The sequence below is a fragment of the Streptomyces sp. NPDC056738 genome, from assembly GCF_042790435.1.
Classification (GTDB): domain Bacteria; phylum Actinomycetota; class Actinomycetes; order Streptomycetales; family Streptomycetaceae; genus Streptomyces.
The window spans coordinates 38,529-54,659 of sequence record NZ_JBHTZF010000008.1; the positions used below are offsets into that span (position 1 = coordinate 38,529).

Annotated in this window: 12 protein-coding genes; 1 reads left to right on the forward strand and 11 read right to left on the reverse strand. The window is 71.9% G+C overall.

What is annotated here, in order from left to right:
- Positions 1 to 166 precede the first annotated feature (166 nt).
- The 6 genes from ACFRIC_RS21795 to ACFRIC_RS21820 form a co-directional block, all read right to left on the reverse strand.
- Positions 167 to 1,420 (reverse strand): lactonase family protein, encoded by a 1,254-nt coding sequence (locus ACFRIC_RS21795; protein WP_382788135.1) that lies wholly within the window; start codon positions 1,418 to 1,420, stop codon positions 167 to 169.
- 720 nt (positions 1,421 to 2,140) lie between these two features.
- Positions 2,141 to 2,647: an O-acetyl-ADP-ribose deacetylase gene (locus ACFRIC_RS21800; RefSeq protein WP_382788137.1), complete on the reverse strand. Its 507-nt coding sequence runs from the start codon at positions 2,645 to 2,647 to the stop codon at positions 2,141 to 2,143.
- Complete coding sequence (locus ACFRIC_RS21805; protein ID WP_382788139.1) at positions 2,644 to 4,053, reverse strand: phytoene desaturase family protein; 1,410 nt, start codon at positions 4,051 to 4,053, stop codon at positions 2,644 to 2,646. Before ACFRIC_RS21805 ends, ACFRIC_RS21800 begins: the two co-directional genes overlap by 4 nt.
- Positions 4,054 to 4,243: 190 nt before the next feature.
- Positions 4,244 to 5,110, reverse strand: a complete 867-nt coding sequence (locus ACFRIC_RS21810) for an inositol monophosphatase family protein (RefSeq protein ID WP_382788141.1) — start codon at positions 5,108 to 5,110, stop codon at positions 4,244 to 4,246.
- Positions 5,111 to 5,234: 124 nt separating this feature from the next.
- A complete protein-coding gene (locus ACFRIC_RS21815) occupies positions 5,235 to 7,055 on the reverse strand; it encodes a gamma-glutamyltransferase family protein (RefSeq protein WP_382788144.1) in 1,821 nt (606 codons plus the stop codon).
- A gap of 84 nt (positions 7,056 to 7,139) precedes the next feature.
- Positions 7,140 to 7,916: a DUF4232 domain-containing protein gene (locus ACFRIC_RS21820; RefSeq protein WP_382788146.1), complete on the reverse strand. Its 777-nt coding sequence runs from the start codon at positions 7,914 to 7,916 to the stop codon at positions 7,140 to 7,142.
- Between the two features lie 393 nt (positions 7,917 to 8,309).
- Between ACFRIC_RS21820 and ACFRIC_RS21825 the strand changes: the two genes are divergently transcribed.
- A complete protein-coding gene (locus ACFRIC_RS21825) occupies positions 8,310 to 8,984 on the forward strand; it encodes a hypothetical protein (RefSeq protein WP_382788148.1) in 675 nt (224 codons plus the stop codon).
- 111 nt (positions 8,985 to 9,095) lie between these two features.
- Here ACFRIC_RS21825 and ACFRIC_RS21830 read toward each other — a convergent pair whose 3' ends face one another.
- From ACFRIC_RS21830 to ACFRIC_RS21850, 5 genes are all read right to left on the reverse strand, one after another.
- The gene (locus ACFRIC_RS21830) at positions 9,096 to 10,622 is read right to left on the reverse strand and encodes an NCS1 family nucleobase:cation symporter-1 (protein WP_382788151.1); all 1,527 of its coding nucleotides are present in this window, start codon (positions 10,620 to 10,622) and stop codon (positions 9,096 to 9,098) included.
- Positions 10,623 to 10,748: 126 nt separating this feature from the next.
- A complete protein-coding gene (locus tag ACFRIC_RS21835) occupies positions 10,749 to 11,771 on the reverse strand; it encodes a TIGR03842 family LLM class F420-dependent oxidoreductase (RefSeq protein WP_382788153.1) in 1,023 nt (340 codons plus the stop codon).
- Positions 11,772 to 11,789: 18 nt separating this feature from the next.
- Positions 11,790 to 13,190: a dihydropyrimidinase gene (gene hydA, locus ACFRIC_RS21840; RefSeq protein ID WP_382788155.1), complete on the reverse strand. Its 1,401-nt coding sequence runs from the start codon at positions 13,188 to 13,190 to the stop codon at positions 11,790 to 11,792.
- A 236-nt stretch (positions 13,191 to 13,426) separates the two neighbouring features.
- Complete coding sequence (locus ACFRIC_RS21845) at positions 13,427 to 14,269, reverse strand: nitrilase-related carbon-nitrogen hydrolase (protein WP_382788157.1); 843 nt, start codon at positions 14,267 to 14,269, stop codon at positions 13,427 to 13,429.
- A gap of 145 nt (positions 14,270 to 14,414) precedes the next feature.
- Positions 14,415 to 16,004: a PucR family transcriptional regulator gene (locus tag ACFRIC_RS21850; RefSeq protein ID WP_382788159.1), complete on the reverse strand. Its 1,590-nt coding sequence runs from the start codon at positions 16,002 to 16,004 to the stop codon at positions 14,415 to 14,417.
- Positions 16,005 to 16,131 lie beyond the last annotated feature (127 nt).

Here is a 16,131-nt window from a genome sequence, read left to right on the forward strand (position 1 = left end):
CAGCCTACCGGTGACGGCCTGCGGATCGGTCACCCCGGCTGCTCGACGACTGTGCCGCCTCCCCCTGCCTACGCCCGCGCGCCGCCCTGCGGTCGGACTTCCCTCCGGTCGGAACAGGCACAGCGCGGTGAGCGAGGCTTTCTGTCGATGCGGGAGTCGATGTCCGTCAGACGGCGACGATGCCCTCCATGCCGGACTCACCGAACCGGGCCAGGCCCGTGCCGACCGTCGTGATCTTGGTGAGTGAGCCGTCGGCCTTCACCTGGAAGCCGTCGATGGTCCCGGAGACGGCGTTCTGGACGTAGACGAACCGCTCGTCCCTGGTCACGGCGAGGTCGATCACGCCCTGCGACTTGGCCGAAGGCGGCGTGGCGATGCCCACGTCGTTGGTCAGGGAGAGCCGGCCGTGGCTGTCCATGCGGTATCCGGTGACGGTGGAATTGCCGGTGTTGCCGCCGTAGAAGTGGTTGCCGGCGCGCTCGAGCCAGCACAGGGTCTCCTGGCCGTTGGGCAGGGGCTTCTGGAGGACCTTCAGGGTGCCGTCGTGCCGCACCTTGTACGTGGTGACCGTGGACTTCGCGGCCTCGGCGACGAGCATCCGCTTCCCGGTCGCGTCGAAGCTGATCGCGAACGGGACGGCGCCGGCCGACTTGTTGACCACGGGTGCGGCGACGGCCGGCAGGCCATTCCGCTTCAGGGGAAGTACTTCGACGGTGTCGGCGGACTTGGTGGTGACGACCAGGTCGCGCCCGTCCGGGGTGAACGCGACCTCGCCCGGAGAGCTGGAGAACAAGGGGATGTCCTTGTTGTCCAGACCCAGGTAGCGGCGGGACCCGGCCAGCGGCCGCAGCCCCTCGCCGGTCATCTCGAATCCCTGGACGCTGCCCCGCCCGCCCGCGTTCATCACGTACGCGACCCTGCCGTGCACGGCTATGGAGGCGGGGAACTTGCCGCCGGAGCTGACGACATGCCGGTTCTTGAGCCGGCTCCCCTCGACTTGGAAGGAGGTGACCGTGCCGCTGCCCGCGTTGACCGCCAGCAGCATTCCCGAGGTGTCGTCGTAGACGAGTGAGCCCTGGGAGGCGAGCGAGTCGGTCGGGGCGTCGACCTGGTCACCGCCCTTGCCGCCGGTGGCGTAGGTCCCCGAGGCGTTCAGCGTGCCGTCCTCGCCGCGAGCGAACACGTGGATGGTGTTGCCGCCCAGCTCGTTGCCCTGGACGAAGACGGCGTGGTCGGCCCCGGGCGCGCTCCCGGCGTGCTGGCCGGCCGATGCCGCGGTCACGGCCACCGTGGCCGCCGCCGCGACGGCAAGGGCCCCGCCGCCGATCATGATCCGCCGAGTTCGCGACCCCGCCCGATGGCCGCCCCGGACGGCGGCGGGTCGACTCGTACGGCGATGGTTCTCGGGGGTGCTGTTCATGTGCGCTTCCCGTCCTCGTGAGGTGTCTTCGCGGTGCGGTCCGCTGCTGCGCGGACCACACCAGAGTGGACGGTGAGGCTGGTGTGGCGGCACGGAAACTGCGGCCGCGTCAGACTCTCGTAAGACCGTTCTCGACCGGGGGTGACATGGCGGCGCCCGCCCGGGCCGATGTCCTACGGAACCCTTGCGCGCTCGTCTCCCGCGGACTCAACACGTCCATGCTCACAGGCGTGTTGACCATGCGAAAGCTCGCCGTCGTCACCGCCAACCCGCTGGTGGTGGCCGCAGCGGGCGCAACGCATCCGCGTGGGCTGTTCCGCTCGACGGCATCGGAGTGGACCCGGCTGCACATCGTGCTCCTGCCGGTCTTCCCCCTGCTCGCCGTCGGCCTCCTGATACCTCTGTGGCACCGGTCTCGCCCCGGCCTCGCGGGCGTCGCCACGATGGCGACCTGGGCGGGCGCCTTCGGCTACGCCGCCTTCCACACTGGTCCTGACGCGGACGCCGACGTGGCGGTCCGGGCGGCTCTACGTCACCATCATGCAAGGGCAGGCACCGCGCCAGAACGGTCCCTCGACTCGCACGACAGCGCTTTTGACACTGGCGCAGCTACGGGCCATCGCCACCAGCCCGCGGTGGTGGTGACGCCCGCGGTCGCCGTGCGGCCGGCCCGCACGGCTCAGGCCGCGTACCGACCCGCCGAACGCGACGGGCACCTCGTCACAGACGCCCCGCGAACGCGTCGTACGCCCGCTCGTCGAAGAGCACGAAGCGGACCTCCGCGACGTCGGTCTCGGCGGCCCGGACGGTCTCCACCGCGATGCGCGCGGCGTCGTCCATCGGCCAGCCGTAGATGCCCGCGGAGACGGCGGGGAAGGCGACCGTACGCGCCCCGAGCTCGTCGGCGACCTTCAGCGACTCGCGGTAGCAGGAGGCCAGCAGCTCCGAGCGGTCGTCCTCCTGGGAGTAGCGGGGACCGACGGTGTGGATCACCCAGCGGGCGTCGAGGTCACCCGCCGTCGTGGCGACCGCACGGCCGGTGGGCAGGCCCTTGCCGAGATGGCCGGCCCGCAGGTCGCGGCACGCGGCGAGGATGGCCGGGCCGCCGCGACGGTGGATGGCTCCGTCGACGCCCCCGCCGCCGAGCAGCGAGGAGTTCGCCGCGTTGACGACGGCGTCGACGCTCTGCCGGGTGATGTCGCCCTGTGTCAGCGTGATCGTGGTCATGACTCTCTGAGCCTCCTCCAGACGGCCTTCGCCGCGTTGTGCCCGGACATTCCGTGCACTCCGGGACCGGGCGGGGTGGCCGAGGAGCACAGGAAGACGGCGGGGTGCGGGGTGGCGTACGGGTTCGGGGACAGCCTGGGGCGCAGCATGAGCTGGAGTCCGGAGGCGGCGCCGCAGGCGATGTCACCGCCCACGTAGTTGGCGTTGCGGGCGGCGAGGACGGGCGGTCCGGCGGTCGCGCGGGCCAGGACGCGGTCGCGGAAGCCGGGCGCGAACCGTTCGAGCTGGCGCTCGATGGCGTCGGTGAGGTCGCCGGTCCAGCCGTTCGGGACATGGCCGTAGGCCCAGAAGACCTGCTTGCCCTCGGGGGCCCGGGAGGGGTCCACGACGCCCGGCTGCACGGTGATCAGGAACGGCGCGTCGGGCGCCCGGCCCTCGCGCGAGGCCGCCCGCAGCGCGGTGCTGATCTCCGCCCGGCTCGCCCCGACCTGGACCGTCCCGGCGACGCGCGCCTGCTCGGCGGTCCAGGGCACGGGCCCGTCCAGCGCATAGTCGATCTTGAAGGCGCCCGCTCCGTACCGATAGCCCTCGTAGTACCGCCCGAAGCCCGCGATACGGGCCAGGGCCTTGGGCGAGGTGTCGAAGACGTACGCCCGTGCGGGGGGCAGGTCGTCCAGGCGCTTGACCTCGTAGTCGGTGTGGACCGTGCCGCCGAGGTCCTGGAGGTACGCGGTGAGCGCGTCCGCGATGGACTGGGAGCCGCCGCGCGCGACGGGCCAGCCCCGGGCGTGCGCGGCCAGCGCGAAGACCAGGCCGACGGCGCCCGTGCCGATTCCCTCCAGCGGCGCCATGACGTGCGCCACCAGACCGGCGAACAGGGCTCTGGCCCGCTCGTCGCGGAAGCGGCGCATGAGCCAGGTGGACGGTGGCAGACCGGTCAGGCCGAAGCGGGCGAGGGTGACGGGGTCGCGGGGCAGCGAGGTCAGCGGCAGCGACATGAAGTCGTGCGCGAGGGTGTCCCACTTGCTCAGGTACGGCGCGACGAGCCTGCGGTACGCGCCCGCGTCCCGCGGCCCGAAGGAGGCCGCCGTCTCGGCCACGGACCGCGCGAGCACCGCCGCCGAGCCGTCCGGGAACGGGTGCGCCATGGGGAGCTCCGGGTGCAGCCACTCCAGGCCGTACCGGTCGAGGGGCATCGCGCGGAAGGCGGGTGAGTTGATGCCGAGCGGATGCGCCGCCGCGCAGGGATCGTGCCGGAATCCGGGCAGGGTCAGCTCTTCGGTGCGCGAGCCCCCGCCCACCGTGTCACGGGCCTCGAACACGGCCACGGAGAAGCCCCGGCGGGCCAGCTCCACGGCGGCCGTCAGTCCGTTCGGCCCCGCACCCACCACGACCGCATCGAGCATCGACGGCACCTTCGGACTCCTTTGTCAGCCGACGGCCACTGAGCATCAGGATATGCCGGAGCACCGACAGCCTTGACGGCACGGGGCGTTGGACCGAAACGCCCCGCGCCGTACGCCCGGCCGCCACCGAGGGAACCGGGACCTTCGCGGGCCGCGGAGGCCCACTCGGGCCCGGCCGTGGGGCCCGCCCTCAGGCGCGGGCCGCCACCCAGTCCGGCTGTGCCGTCAGCAGGCCGGTCACCCGGCGGGCCGTGGCCTCGTCCCGGGCCGCCGTGAAGGGCAGCGCGTTGCCCCCGGTGACGCGGAAGGGCTCGCCGGTGAGCGTCAGGTGGGCACCGCCCGCCTCCTCGACCAGCAGCAGCCCCGCCGCGTGGTCCCAGGCCGCCTCCCAGCTGAAGGCGACCGCGTCCAGCTCCCCGCGGGCGATGGCCAGATACTCCAGGCCCGCCGAACCGCACGGGCGCGGGACGACACCCTCCGTCCACAGTCCGAGGAGGGCGCGCTTCTGCTCGTCCGTGGTGTAGTCCGGGTGCGAGGTCGCGATGTCGAGGTCGCGGCCCTCCTCGGGCGATCCGGAGCGCAGCGGCACGCCGTCGAGCACGGCCCCCCGCCCCCGGATCGCGGTGGCGAACTCGCCCCGGGCGGGCGCGTACGTCCAGGAGGCGAGCACCACGCCGTCCAGCACGAGCGCGACCAGCGTGCAGAACCCGGGGTCGCCGTGCACGAACTGCCGGGTGCCGTCGACCGGGTCGACGATCCAGACGGGCGCCGTGCCGCCGATCGCCTCGTAGGTCGCGGGGTCGGCGTGCACCGCCTCCTCGCCGACCACGACCGAACCCGGCAGCAGTGCGGTGAGGGCCTCGGTGAGGTACTTCTCGGCCAGGCGGTCGGCGTCCGTCACCAGGTCGTGCGGGCCGGACTTCTGGTCGATCTCGTCCGCGGAGAGCTGCCGGAACCGGGGCATGATCTCCGCGGCGGCGGCCTTGCGGATGGCGTCTTCCACGTCGGCCGCGCGCTGTGCGAGAAACTCGTCGATGGTTTCGATGTCTTCGATCATGGCTCCATGACAACACGCCTCACTGACAATCCTCACCCCTCCGGGGTACTCCAGGTGGAATCACCATGAACTCCCGGGGCGGCGCGATCATCAGCCCGGCCGCCCCTCCCGGCCGGGGAGGACCTCAGCGGCCGACCGCGTACCCCTGCATCCCGCGCGGATTGGCCGCCGCCGACAGGATGCCGGTCCGCGGATCGCGGGCCACCGCGCACAGCCGTCCCTCGGACCAGGCCTCCGCGACCGTGACGTCGTGGCCCCGGCGGCGCAGCTCCTCGACGACCTCCGGGTCCGTGCGGGACTCGACGGTGAGGCTGCCCGGACGCATGCCGCGCGGGTAGAAGGAGCCGGGAAAGCTGTCGTTGTGCCAGTTCGGGGCGTCGATCGCGCCCTGGAGATCGAGCCCGCCGCGCACCTCGGAGCGGAGCGCCACGGACAGGAAGAAGTGCGTCTGCCACTGGTCCTGCTGGTCGCCGCCGGGGGTGCCGAAGGCCATGACGGGCACGCCGTCGCGCAGCGCCAGGGAGGGCGTCAAGGTGGTGCGCGGCCGGCGGCCCGGGGTCAGGGAGTTGGGCAGCCCCTCCTCCAGCCAGGCCATCTGGAGCCGGGTGCCGAGCGGGAAGCCGAGTTCCGGGACGACCGGGTTGGACTGGAGCCAGCCGCCGCTGGGCGTGGCGGCGACCATGTTGCCCCAGCGGTCGACGACGTCCAGGTGGCAGGTGTCGCCCCGGGTGCCTCCGTCCGGTGCCACCTCGGGTTCCGCCGCCGCTCGGGCCATGGTGGGCTCACCGGCGCCCGGCACCGCGAGCGCGTCGAAGCCGGGCTCGTCGGCGGCCGCCACGCGCGCGTGCCCGCTCAGCCGCGGTTCACGGCCGCCCGGACCGCCGGGACGCAGTTCGTACGACGCCTTGTCCCCGACGAGCGCCCGGCGGGCCGCGTTGTAGGGCTCCGACAGCAGCTCGCCGAGCGGCACCTCGGCCGCGTCGCCGTACCAGGCCTCCCGGTCGGCCATGGCGAGCTTGCAGCCCTCGACGAGCAGGTGGACGTACTCGGCGGAACCGTAGCGGGGCAGTTCGGGCGGGAGCAGCGCGAGCTGCTGGAGCAGGACGGGGCCCTGGCTCCAGGGGCCCGCCTTGCACAGGGTCCAGCCGCGCCAGTCGTACGTCGCCGGGGCCTCGTACGTCGCGGACCAGCCCGCCAGGTCGGCGGCGGTCAGGGTGCCGGTGTGGCGCTCGCCGCTGGTGTCCATGGTGGGCCGGGCGGCCTGCCGGACCAGGGCCTCCGCGATGAATCCGGAGCGCCACACCTCCCGTGCCGCCTCGATCTCGGCCACCCGGTCCCCCGCGCCGGAGACCTCGTCGAGCAGCCGTCGCCAAGTCGCGGCGAGGGCCGGGTTGCGGAACAGTTCGCCGGGGCGCGGTGACCGGCCGCCGGGGAGGTACACCTCGGCCGAGGAGGTCCACTCCGTCTCGAAGAGGGCGCGTACGGCGTCCACCGTCTCGCCGACGCGTTCCACGGGCGCGTGCCCGTCCTCGGCGTATCCGACGGCGTACTTCAGGACGTCGGCGAGGGTTTTGGTGCCGTGGTCGCGCAGCAGCAGCATCCACGCGTCGAACGCGCCCGGCACGGCGGCGGCGAGCGGGCCGGTGCCGGGTACGAGGTCCAGACCGAGGCTCCTGTAGTGGGCGACCGTCGCTCCGGCGGGCGCGACGCCCTGCCCACACAGCACCCGCACGGGTCCGTCCGCGGGGGCCAGGATGATCGGGACCTCGCCCGCGGGTCCGTTGAGGTGGGGTTCCACGACGTGCAGCACGAAACCGGCCGCGACGGCGGCGTCGTAGGCGTTGCCGCCGTCCTCCAGGACCGCCATCGCGGACTGCGAGGCGAGCCAGTGGGTGGAGGACACCATCCCGAAGGTGCCCTGGAGGGTCGGTCGGGTCGTGAACATGCCTGCCACCTCACGGTTCGGAGCGATGGGCCTCGGTCCCGACTATGGCATCCGTCCCGGCCCGGACCACAGGGCGGGCGGTGGTCAGGTCACGGGCGCCCAGGCCGTGGTCCCCAGGACGTTCTCGGGACCGATGTCGAGGGGGTCGGGCAGCCGGAGGGTGACGGCCGGCCGGCCCCGCTGCGGTGCGACCCGCAGGGACACGCCGTCCTCGGCGTTCATCCGCCAGTACAGGGAGGCCCGCGCGCTCTCGCCCGGCTGGAGCGTGAAGGGCTCGGGGCCCGGGTCCGCGGGGGCCATGGGCACCTTGTCCGTCCCCGCCACGGCGCGCACGCCCGTGATCGGGGCGCCGTCGCGGTCCAGGACGTGGACGACGGCCGGGCGGCCGTTCACCTTGTACGGGTGCTTGCCGCAGACGGTGAGGGTCAGGGTCATCCCGCGCAGCCCCATGGCCGCGTCGACGGGCCCCGTCTCCAGGCGCACGCCGGACGACGGGCAGGGGCCCGGCCGCGTCGGCTCGGTCTTCGACGGCTCGGGCAGCTCGATGACGAGAGAGTCACCGGGGGTGCCGGACGGGTCCGGGAGATGGGCGGCGTCGGTTCCGACGACGCTCGGGACGGGGTCCGGGACGGAGGTCCGCCCGGGGTCGCGCTCACGGTCGATCTCGGCGGACAGGCCGCAGCCCGTGACGGTCGTCGCGACCAGGCACAGGAGCAGGACCGGGCGCACCCACTTCTCCCGGAGCGCGGCGCTGCGGGACGGGGCGCGACGCGCGGGTAAGGAGACGGTGGGGACTTCGGAGCGGGCCGGGGGTCCGGAGGGGGCGGCCGCGCCGGCGCGGCGCCGGTTCGTCGCGATCATGGGCCGATCATGGCACGAAAGCTCCGCGGAGGGCATCGCTCCGCCCGCCCCGGCGTACGTGGCGGAGGCCCGACTCGCCTGAAAACAGAGCCAGTTGAAGGCGAGCCTCGGCCGGGCGGCCACGCCGTCGCATGGTCGGGGCACTGCGTCCGGCATCCCCGGAGCCGGGGACGGGCCGATCACCATGGGACACGGCAGGAAGAAAATGACGATCATCGGATCGAACAAAACCGACATGTTGCCGCAGCGGCAGTCAATCGACGCCAAGGTGAGTCACCGTCATCACACGGGCATGCCGCCCGTCGGCCCTTCCGCCCCACGGCGTCTCATGTGACACTGGCGTCCCGTCCGCAGTGCGGACTCCTCCGCACCATCCCCCACGAGAAGTGCGCTTTGGGTTCTCTTCCTCTGCCGCTCGCGCTCGCCGCGCGCCTGCTGCCCGTCGCCCTGCTCGCCTCCGCGGGCTGGGCCCTGGCGACCGGCCCGTCCGAAGCGACCCCCAACGCCGAGGACAAATCGACGCAAAAACAGACATCCGACACGCCGTCGGCCCCTTCGGCCTCGGCTGCCGTCAAGACGTTCGCCGCGTCGCCCGCGCCCTGTGGCGGGGTCCAGGTCGCGACGATCAAGTCCCTGGTCCCCGGCGCCAAGACGGCCGGCCAGGAGATCGCGTCGACCGACAAGGCGGTGCGCCGCACCTGCTCGTGGAACGCCCTGAAGGGCTTCGACTACCGCTGGCTCGACGTCTCGTACGAGATCAAGGACTCGAACGCGGCGGCGGAGAAGGCCTACAAGGACCGGGTCGCCGACAAGAGCGGCGGCGGCGCGGTGCCCGGTCTCGGCGACTCCGCCTACTCGGTGGTCAACCTCAGCACCGAGGACAAGCAGGAGACCCGCGAGGGCGTGGTCATCGTCCGGGCGTCCAACGCCCTGGTGGTCGTCACCTACAACGGCAGCGACTTCGAGACCAAGAAGGCGCCCGGCAGCGACGAGATCAACAAGGGCGCCATCAAGGCGGCCAAGGAAGCGGTGGCGACGCTGAAGGACGGCCAGAGCCAGAAGAGCTGACCGTCCTCCGGTCGCCGCCGGTCCGCAGCCGGCGGTCCGCGATCCTGATCCGCGATCCGTGATCCGTGATCCGTGATCCGTGATCCGCTTTCAGGCTGCGGCCGGTCCGCGTCAGTCCGCGACGGCGTCCTTCCCGCGCGTCAGCATGAGCACGAGGTACAGCACCATCGAGGTGCCGAGACCGACCGCCCATCCGTAGTCGGCCAGCGACTCCAGCGCCGGGACGGGCCGTCCGTCGATCAGGGGATGGAAGTCCGCGCCGCCGACGGCCAGGACGCCGCCGGTGAGGAAGGCGACCACGGCCCGCCAGTTCCAGCCGCCGTCGTACCAGTACCGGCCGCCCGTGCGATACAGGTCGGCGAGGTCGAGCCGGGTGCGGCGCAGGATCCAGTAGTCGGCGATGAGGATGCCGGCGACCGTCCCCAGCAGACCGCCGACCAGCCCGAGCCAGGTGAAGATGTATCCCTGCGGGTCGGCGTACAGCTTCCACGGGAAGATCAGCACGCCCAGGACACAGGTGGCGAGTGCGCCGGTCCGGAAATTGATCTTCCGCGGGGCGATGTTGGAGAAGTCGAAGGCCGGGGAGACCAGGTTCGCCGCGATGTTCACGGACAGGGTCGCGACCAGCACCGTGACCAGGGCGAAGAGGATGCCGACGACGTTGTCCGTCTTGGCGGCGAGCTGGACCGGGTCCCAGATCGCCTTGCCGTACACGGCCTGCGAACCCGAGGTGACCATGACGGACAGGAAGGCGAAGAGCGTCATGGTGGTGGGCAGCCCCAGGGCCTGCCCGATCGTCTGAGCCTTCTGGCTCCTGCCGTAGCGGGTGAAGTCCGGGATGTTCAGCGACAGGGTGGACCAGAAGCCGATCATGCCCATGAGCGAGGGCCAGAACAGCTTCCAGAAGTCCCCGTCCCAGCCGAGCTTCGAAGGCTGGTCGAGCAGGGGCCCGAAGCCGCCGGCCTTGTCGCTCATCCACCACAGCATCACGCCGGCGCCGACGAGCACGAAGGGCGCGGCCCAGTTCTCGAACCGGCGGATGGTCTCCATCCCCCGGTAGATGATGGCGACCTGGAGCGCCCAGAAGACGGCGAACGACAGCCACATGGTCCAGGCGTGACCGCCGATCTCGGAGGCGCCGGCCCAGCCGTCGCCGAAGAGCTTGCCCGCGAGGAAGTAGATCGCCTCGCCGCCGATCCAGGTCTGGATGCCGAACCAGCCGCACGCCACCAACGCCCGCACGACAGCGGGGAGGTTGGCCCCGCGGACCCCGAAGGAGGCGCGGGCGAAGACGGGGAAGGGGATGCCGTACTTCGGACCCGCGTGCCCGGTGAGCAGCATCGGGACGAGCACGATCAGGTTGGCGAGCGCGATGGTGAGGACGGCTTGCTTCCAGTCCATGCCGACGGCTATCAGACCCGAAGCCAGCGTCCAGGAAGCGGTGTTGTGGGCCATGCCGACCCACAGGGCCGAGAAGTTGTACGTGGTCCAGGTGCGCCGCTCGACCGGAACCGGCAGCAGGTCGTCGTTGGCGTAGGGACCGGTGGGCGCGGGGGCGTCGGGCGCGATCTCCACCCGGCCGTCGGGGAGCGTGACTTGTCCGGCGGGCGGGCCGCCTGGGGAGACAATTTCTGTCATGAGCAGGCCAATCAATGAGGAGTGACGGGAAAGGCCGTGCGGGGGACGGACTCGGGGGGGGTGCGCGCAGTGCGCCCTGATCCCCTTCCCGGGACGGCGGGAAGGGGAGACTGGGGGGACCTTCGGTTACTGCCCGTTGACGCCGGGGATGACCCGCGCTCCGTACGCGTCGATCGTCGCTTCCTGGGCGTCGTGCATGTCGTAGACCGCGAACTGGTCGACGCCGAGCGCCCGCAGCGCGTTCAGCTTCTCGATGTGCCGCTCGGCCGTGCCGATCAGACAGAACCGGTCGACGATCTCGTCGGGCACGAACGCGGCGTCGGGGTTGTCGGCCCGGCCGTGGTGGGAGTAGTCGTAGCCCTCACGGGCCTTGATGTAGTCCGTGAGTTCGTCAGGTACGGCCGCCGAGTGCTCGCCGTACTTGGAGACCAGGTCGGCCACGTGGTTGCCGACCATGCCGCCGAACCAGCGGCACTGCTCGCGCGCGTGGGCGAGCGCTTCGGGCGAGTCGTCCTGCGTGATGTACGCGGGCGCGGCCACGCAGATCTTCACCTCGGCGGGATCGCGGCCGGCTCCGGCCGCCGCGTCCTTCACGGCCTTGACCATGTACTCGGTGAGGTAGAGGTCGGCGAGCTGGAGGATGAAGCCGTCGGCCTCCTCGCCGGTCATCTTCAGCGCCTTCGGGCCGTACGCGGCCATCCAGACCGGCAGTTCGGCACCCGGGGTCACCCAGGGGAACTTGACGACCGTGCCGCCGAGGTCGGCCTCGTCGCCCCGGGCGAGGGCGCGGATGACCTTCATCGCGTCGCTGATCCGGGCCAGGGTGTTGGGTTTGCGTCCGGCGACACGCATCGCCGAGTCGCCGCGCCCGATGCCGCACACCGTGCGGTTGCCGTACATGTCGTTGAGCGTCGCGAAGGTGGAGGCGGTGACCTCCCACGTGCGGGTGCCCGGGTTGGTCACCATCGGGCCGACCGTCAGCGTCTCGGTGTTGGCGAGAATCTGACTGTAGATCACGAAGGGTTCCTGCCAGAGCACGGCGGAGTCGAAGGTCCAGCCGTACGTGAAGCCGTTGGCCTCGGCCCGCTTCATCAGGTCGATGACACGGGAGGCCGGGGGGTCTGTCTGCAGGACGAGTCCGAAGTCCATGGCGCCACTCCTGGTCGCTCAGAGAAGGTACTGACAGGTGGAACGGGGGGTGTAGACGCCGTGGCCCGCGCGCCCGGTGAACTCCCGGTCGGTGATGACCATCTCGCCGCGCGAGAGCACCGTCTCGACCCGGCCGGTGACGCGCTTGCCCTCGTACGCCGAGTAGTCGACGTTCATGTGGTGGGTCTCGACCGACATGACCTGCTCGGCGTGCGGGTCGTAGATGACGATGTCGGCGTCGGCACCGGGCGCGATGGTCCCCTTCTTCGGGTACAGGCCGAACATCCGGGCCGGCGTGGCGCAGGCGATCTCGATCCAGCGGCGCCGTGAGATGTGCCCGTCGACGACGGCCTGGTGGAGGAGGTCCATGCGGTTCTCGACGCCGGGAAGGCCGTTGGGGATCTTCGAGAAGTCGCCGCGGCCCAGTTCCTTCTGGCCGGTGAAGCAGAACGGGCAGTGGTCCGTCGAGACGACCTGGAGGTCGTTGGTGCGCAGACCGCGCCACAGGGCCGCCTGGTGCTCCTTGGGGCGAAGGGGCGTGCTGCACACGTACTTCGCGCCCTCGAAGTCCGGTTCCGCGAGGTTGTCGGTCGACAGGAACAGGTACTGGGGGCAGGTCTCGCCGAAGACGTTCAGGCCCTCGTCGCGCGCCCGGGCGATCTCGGCGACCGCCTCGGTCGCCGAGACGTGCACGACGTAGAGCGGGGCGCCCGCGACCTGGGCGAGCTTGATCGCGCGGTGGGTGGCCTCGGCCTCGAGCAGCGCCTTGCGCACCTCCCCGTGGAAGCGCGGGTCGGTCTCGCCCCGGGCCAGCGCCTGTTCGACGAGGACGTCGATCGCGATGCCGTTCTCGGCGTGCATCATGATCAGGCCGCCGTTCTCGGCGGAGCGCTGCATCGCGCGCAGGATCTGGCCGTCGTCGCTGTAGAAGACGCCGGGGTAGGCCATGAACTGCTTGAAGGAGGTGACCCCTTCCTCGACCAGCAGGTCCATCTCCTTGAGCGTCTCCTGGTTCACGTCGGAGACGATCATGTGGAAGCCGTAGTCGATGGCGCAGTTGCCGTCCGCCTTGGCGTTCCAGGCGTCGAGGCCCTCACGCAGGGAGCGGCCGACGCTCTGGACGGCGAAGTCGATGATGGTGGTGGTGCCGCCCCAGGCGGCGGCCCGGGTGCCGGTCTCGAAGGTGTCGGAGGCGAAGGTGCCGCCGAACGGCAGCTCCATGTGGGTGTGGGCGTCGACACCGCCCGGGATCACGTACTTGCCGGTGGCGTCGACGGCCCGCTCGGCGGTCCACGACTCGGCCGCGGGTGTGCCCGTCGCGGCGAGGGCGGCGACCCGGCCGTCCTCGATCAGGACGTCGGCGTGGATCTCGTCGGACGCGGTGATGACGAGACCACCCCGGATGACGGTACGGCTCATGCTCCCTCTCCTTCCGGTCGTGGGTGCGCTGAGGGGTTGTGGGGCTTGTCGGGGGCTGGGGTCGGTGCTGTCGCGCGCGGCGGCCCGTGGGCCGGCCGGTTGCGGCGGTCCGCGGGGCGGACCGCGCCGGCCGCCGTGCCGCGGTCCGGGCGATCGCGGACCCGTGGCACCGGCGGCCGGTGCCGAGGCGGGCGGCGCCGGTGGCGGTGGGGGCACCGGCGCCGCCCGCCCCGCCGCTACGGCGCGGTCAGCGGCGCGTACGTCCCCGGGGCGCGGTCCCGGTAGAACTGCCAGCGGTCGCGGACCTCGCGGAGCTTGGCCAGGTCCAGGTCGCGGACGACGAGTTCGCTCTCCTTGTCGCTCGCCACCTCGCCGACGAACTGGGCCTCGGGGTCCACGAAGTACGAGGTCCCGTAGAAGTCGTTGTCGCCGTACTCCTCCTGCCCGACCCGGTTGATCGCACCCACGAAGTACTCGTTGGCGACGGCCGCGGCAGGCTGTTCCAACTGCCAGAGGTAGCCCGACAGTCCGCGGGAGGTGGCCGAGGGGTTGAAGACGATCTCGGCGCCCGCCAGACCGAGCGCCCGCCAGCCCTCCGGGAAGTGCCGGTCGTAGCAGATGTAGACGCCGATCCGGCCCACGGCCGTGTCGAACACGGGCCAGCCGGAGTTCCCGGGCCGGAAGTAGAACTTCTCCCAGAATCCCGGTACTTGGGGAATGTGGGTCTTGCGGTACTTGCCCAGGTAGGAGCCGTCGGCGTCGATCACGGCCGCCGTGTTGTACAGGACGCCGGGCTGTTCCTCCTCGTACATCGGCAGCACGAGGACGAGGCCCAGTTCCTTCGCCAGCGCCTGGAAGCGCCGGACGATCGGGCCCTCGGGGATCTGCTCGGCGTACGCGTAGAACTCCTTGTCCTGCACCTGGCAGAAGTACGGTCCGTAGAACAGCTCCTGGAAGCACAGGACCTGTGCGCCCTGCGCGGCCGCGTCGCGTGCCGCCTGCTCGTGGACCTGGATCATCGATTCCTTGTCGCCGGTCCACGCGGTCTGGAAGACGGCGGCTCGGATCACTCTGCTCATCGGGACCTCCGGTCGCTCGGTGTGCGAGGAGACTAGAAAGCCCCGGAGCGTTCTTTGAGTTGCACCGTGTCACGTCCGAAGTGCTGTGCCGTTCCACGGTGTCACCTCCGCGTCGTCCCGTGTTTCGCCTGACTGGTCATGTGTTTCACCGCTGTTGCGCGTCGTGCGCGAGCAGCGCGATGTGGACGGAGGCGGCCTGTTCGAAGTCGTCGAGGTCGACACCGAGGCGGGCCTGTATGACCTCCAGCCGGCGGTAGAGCGCGGGCCGGCTGACATGGTGGAGCTGCGCGGTGCGCGACTTGTTGCGGCCGGTGGCGAGATAGGTCCGCAGCACGGGCAGGAGCCGTGGATCGGCCTGCGATCCGCCCAGCAGCCCGTCGAGTTCGCGTTCCGCGAAGGACTGGACGTTCGGGTCGTCCCGCAGCAGCCGGACCAGGCCGCGCAGATGGACGTCACGCAGCCGGACCAGCGCGGGCCGGTCCTGGTCGGCGGGCGGGTCGCCGGCGGCCTCGGCGACGTGCAGGGCCTCACGCAGTCCGTCGGGCACGTCGTCCCAGGCGGTACGGGGCGCGGCGGCGGCCACGGTGGCCGGGGCCCCGGTCTCGTTCCGCAGCCGTACCGCGAAGTGCTCGGCCAGGGCCTCCGCGTCCTGGTCGCGCGGGACGCTGAGGAGCAGCGCGGTGGCCCCGTCGGACAGTTCGGCGACGAGCCCCGGCAGCCCCAGCAGGCGCAGCACACGGTCGAGTTGGGCCGCGTCCCCGTCGCGCACCACCAGGGGCACGAAGGTGCGGCGGTTCACGGGCAGTCCGGCGGCCCGCGCTCGCGGCAGGAGCTGGCGGGCCGGTACGACACCGCTCACGAGGTCGGTCAGCAGGCCCTGCGCGGACTCCTCCTCCCAGGAGTGGGCGGGGCCGGCGAGCATGCGGTGCAGGACCAGCGCCTCGGCGGCCCGGTCGGCGAGCAGCCGTCCGGTCGCCACGTCGCCCCGGTGGCCGCACAGCACGATGCGGCCCCATCGCTCCCCCCGTCCGCCCAGTTCGGCGCGGATCCATCCGTCGCCCTCGCTGCCTCCCCCAGTGCCTGGACGGCCTGGGTGGTACCCCCATGCCTGCCGGGCGATACGGTCCCAGTCGCGCAGCACGTCGTCGACGGCGGAGCGTTCTCCGGCGGTGGCGAGAACCCGGTGGGCGAGATTGGTGACGACGACGGGGCAGGCGGCGTGCACGGCGATCTCGTCGAGCAGACGCTGGAGCGGGGCACCCGTGGTGATCAGCCCGGTGAGCGCGGTGCGTACGGCCTCCGAGAGGCTCACGGCCGCGAACTTGTGCCGCACCAGCCGGGACTGGACCTCCTCCGTCAACTCGGCGAAGGGGAAGGGTCGGTGGAGCACCACCATGGGCAGGCCGCAGCGTTCGGCGGCCCGGCGCATCACGTCCGGGGGCGCGGGGAAGGCCCGGCCGAGCCCGAGGACCACGGCCGCGGCCTCGGCGCGGTGCAGCGAACGGATGTACTCCGCCTGGGCGTCGGGGTCGCCCACGAGCAGCACTCCGGTGGTGAGGACCATTTCACCGCCGCTGAGCATGACGCCCACGTCGGCCGCCTCGGCCACGTGCACCCAGCGCACGGACCGGTCGAGATGGCCGGCGCCCGCCACCACCTCGGGCTCCCCGGCGAGCACCCGGTCCAGCGCGAGGACCTGGCGTACCGAGAGGGCGGGTTCCAGGACGGTGGTCATGGCGCGGTGTTCCCCTTCGTCCGTGGCTCGGTTCGCCTCCGGAGCGCTGCGGGCGGCCGCGGGGACCCGGCGCGCACCCGGATCCCCGGGTCTTCGCGCGCCGCGTCGTCGAGACCGCCGCCCCGTC

Coding starts and splice junctions, on each gene's coding strand:
- ACFRIC_RS21810 (WP_382788141.1), bottom strand. CDS start 5,110: ATGATCGAAGACATCGAAACCATCGACGAGTTTCTCGCACAGCGCGCG.
- ACFRIC_RS21795 (WP_382788135.1), bottom strand. CDS start 1,420: ATGAACAGCACCCCCGAGAACCATCGCCGTACGAGTCGACCCGCCGCC.
- hydA (WP_382788155.1), bottom strand. CDS start 13,190: ATGAGCCGTACCGTCATCCGGGGTGGTCTCGTCATCACCGCGTCCGAC.
- ACFRIC_RS21815 (WP_382788144.1), bottom strand. CDS start 7,055: ATGTTCACGACCCGACCGACCCTCCAGGGCACCTTCGGGATGGTGTCC.
- ACFRIC_RS21850 (WP_382788159.1), bottom strand. CDS start 16,004: ATGACCACCGTCCTGGAACCCGCCCTCTCGGTACGCCAGGTCCTCGCG.
- ACFRIC_RS21800 (WP_382788137.1), bottom strand. CDS start 2,647: ATGACCACGATCACGCTGACACAGGGCGACATCACCCGGCAGAGCGTC.
- ACFRIC_RS21835 (WP_382788153.1), bottom strand. CDS start 11,771: ATGGACTTCGGACTCGTCCTGCAGACAGACCCCCCGGCCTCCCGTGTC.
- ACFRIC_RS21830 (WP_382788151.1), bottom strand. CDS start 10,622: ATGACAGAAATTGTCTCCCCAGGCGGCCCGCCCGCCGGACAAGTCACG.
- ACFRIC_RS21820 (WP_382788146.1), bottom strand. CDS start 7,916: ATGATCGCGACGAACCGGCGCCGCGCCGGCGCGGCCGCCCCCTCCGGA.
- ACFRIC_RS21805 (WP_382788139.1), bottom strand. CDS start 4,053: ATGCTCGATGCGGTCGTGGTGGGTGCGGGGCCGAACGGACTGACGGCC.
- ACFRIC_RS21845 (WP_382788157.1), bottom strand. CDS start 14,269: ATGAGCAGAGTGATCCGAGCCGCCGTCTTCCAGACCGCGTGGACCGGC.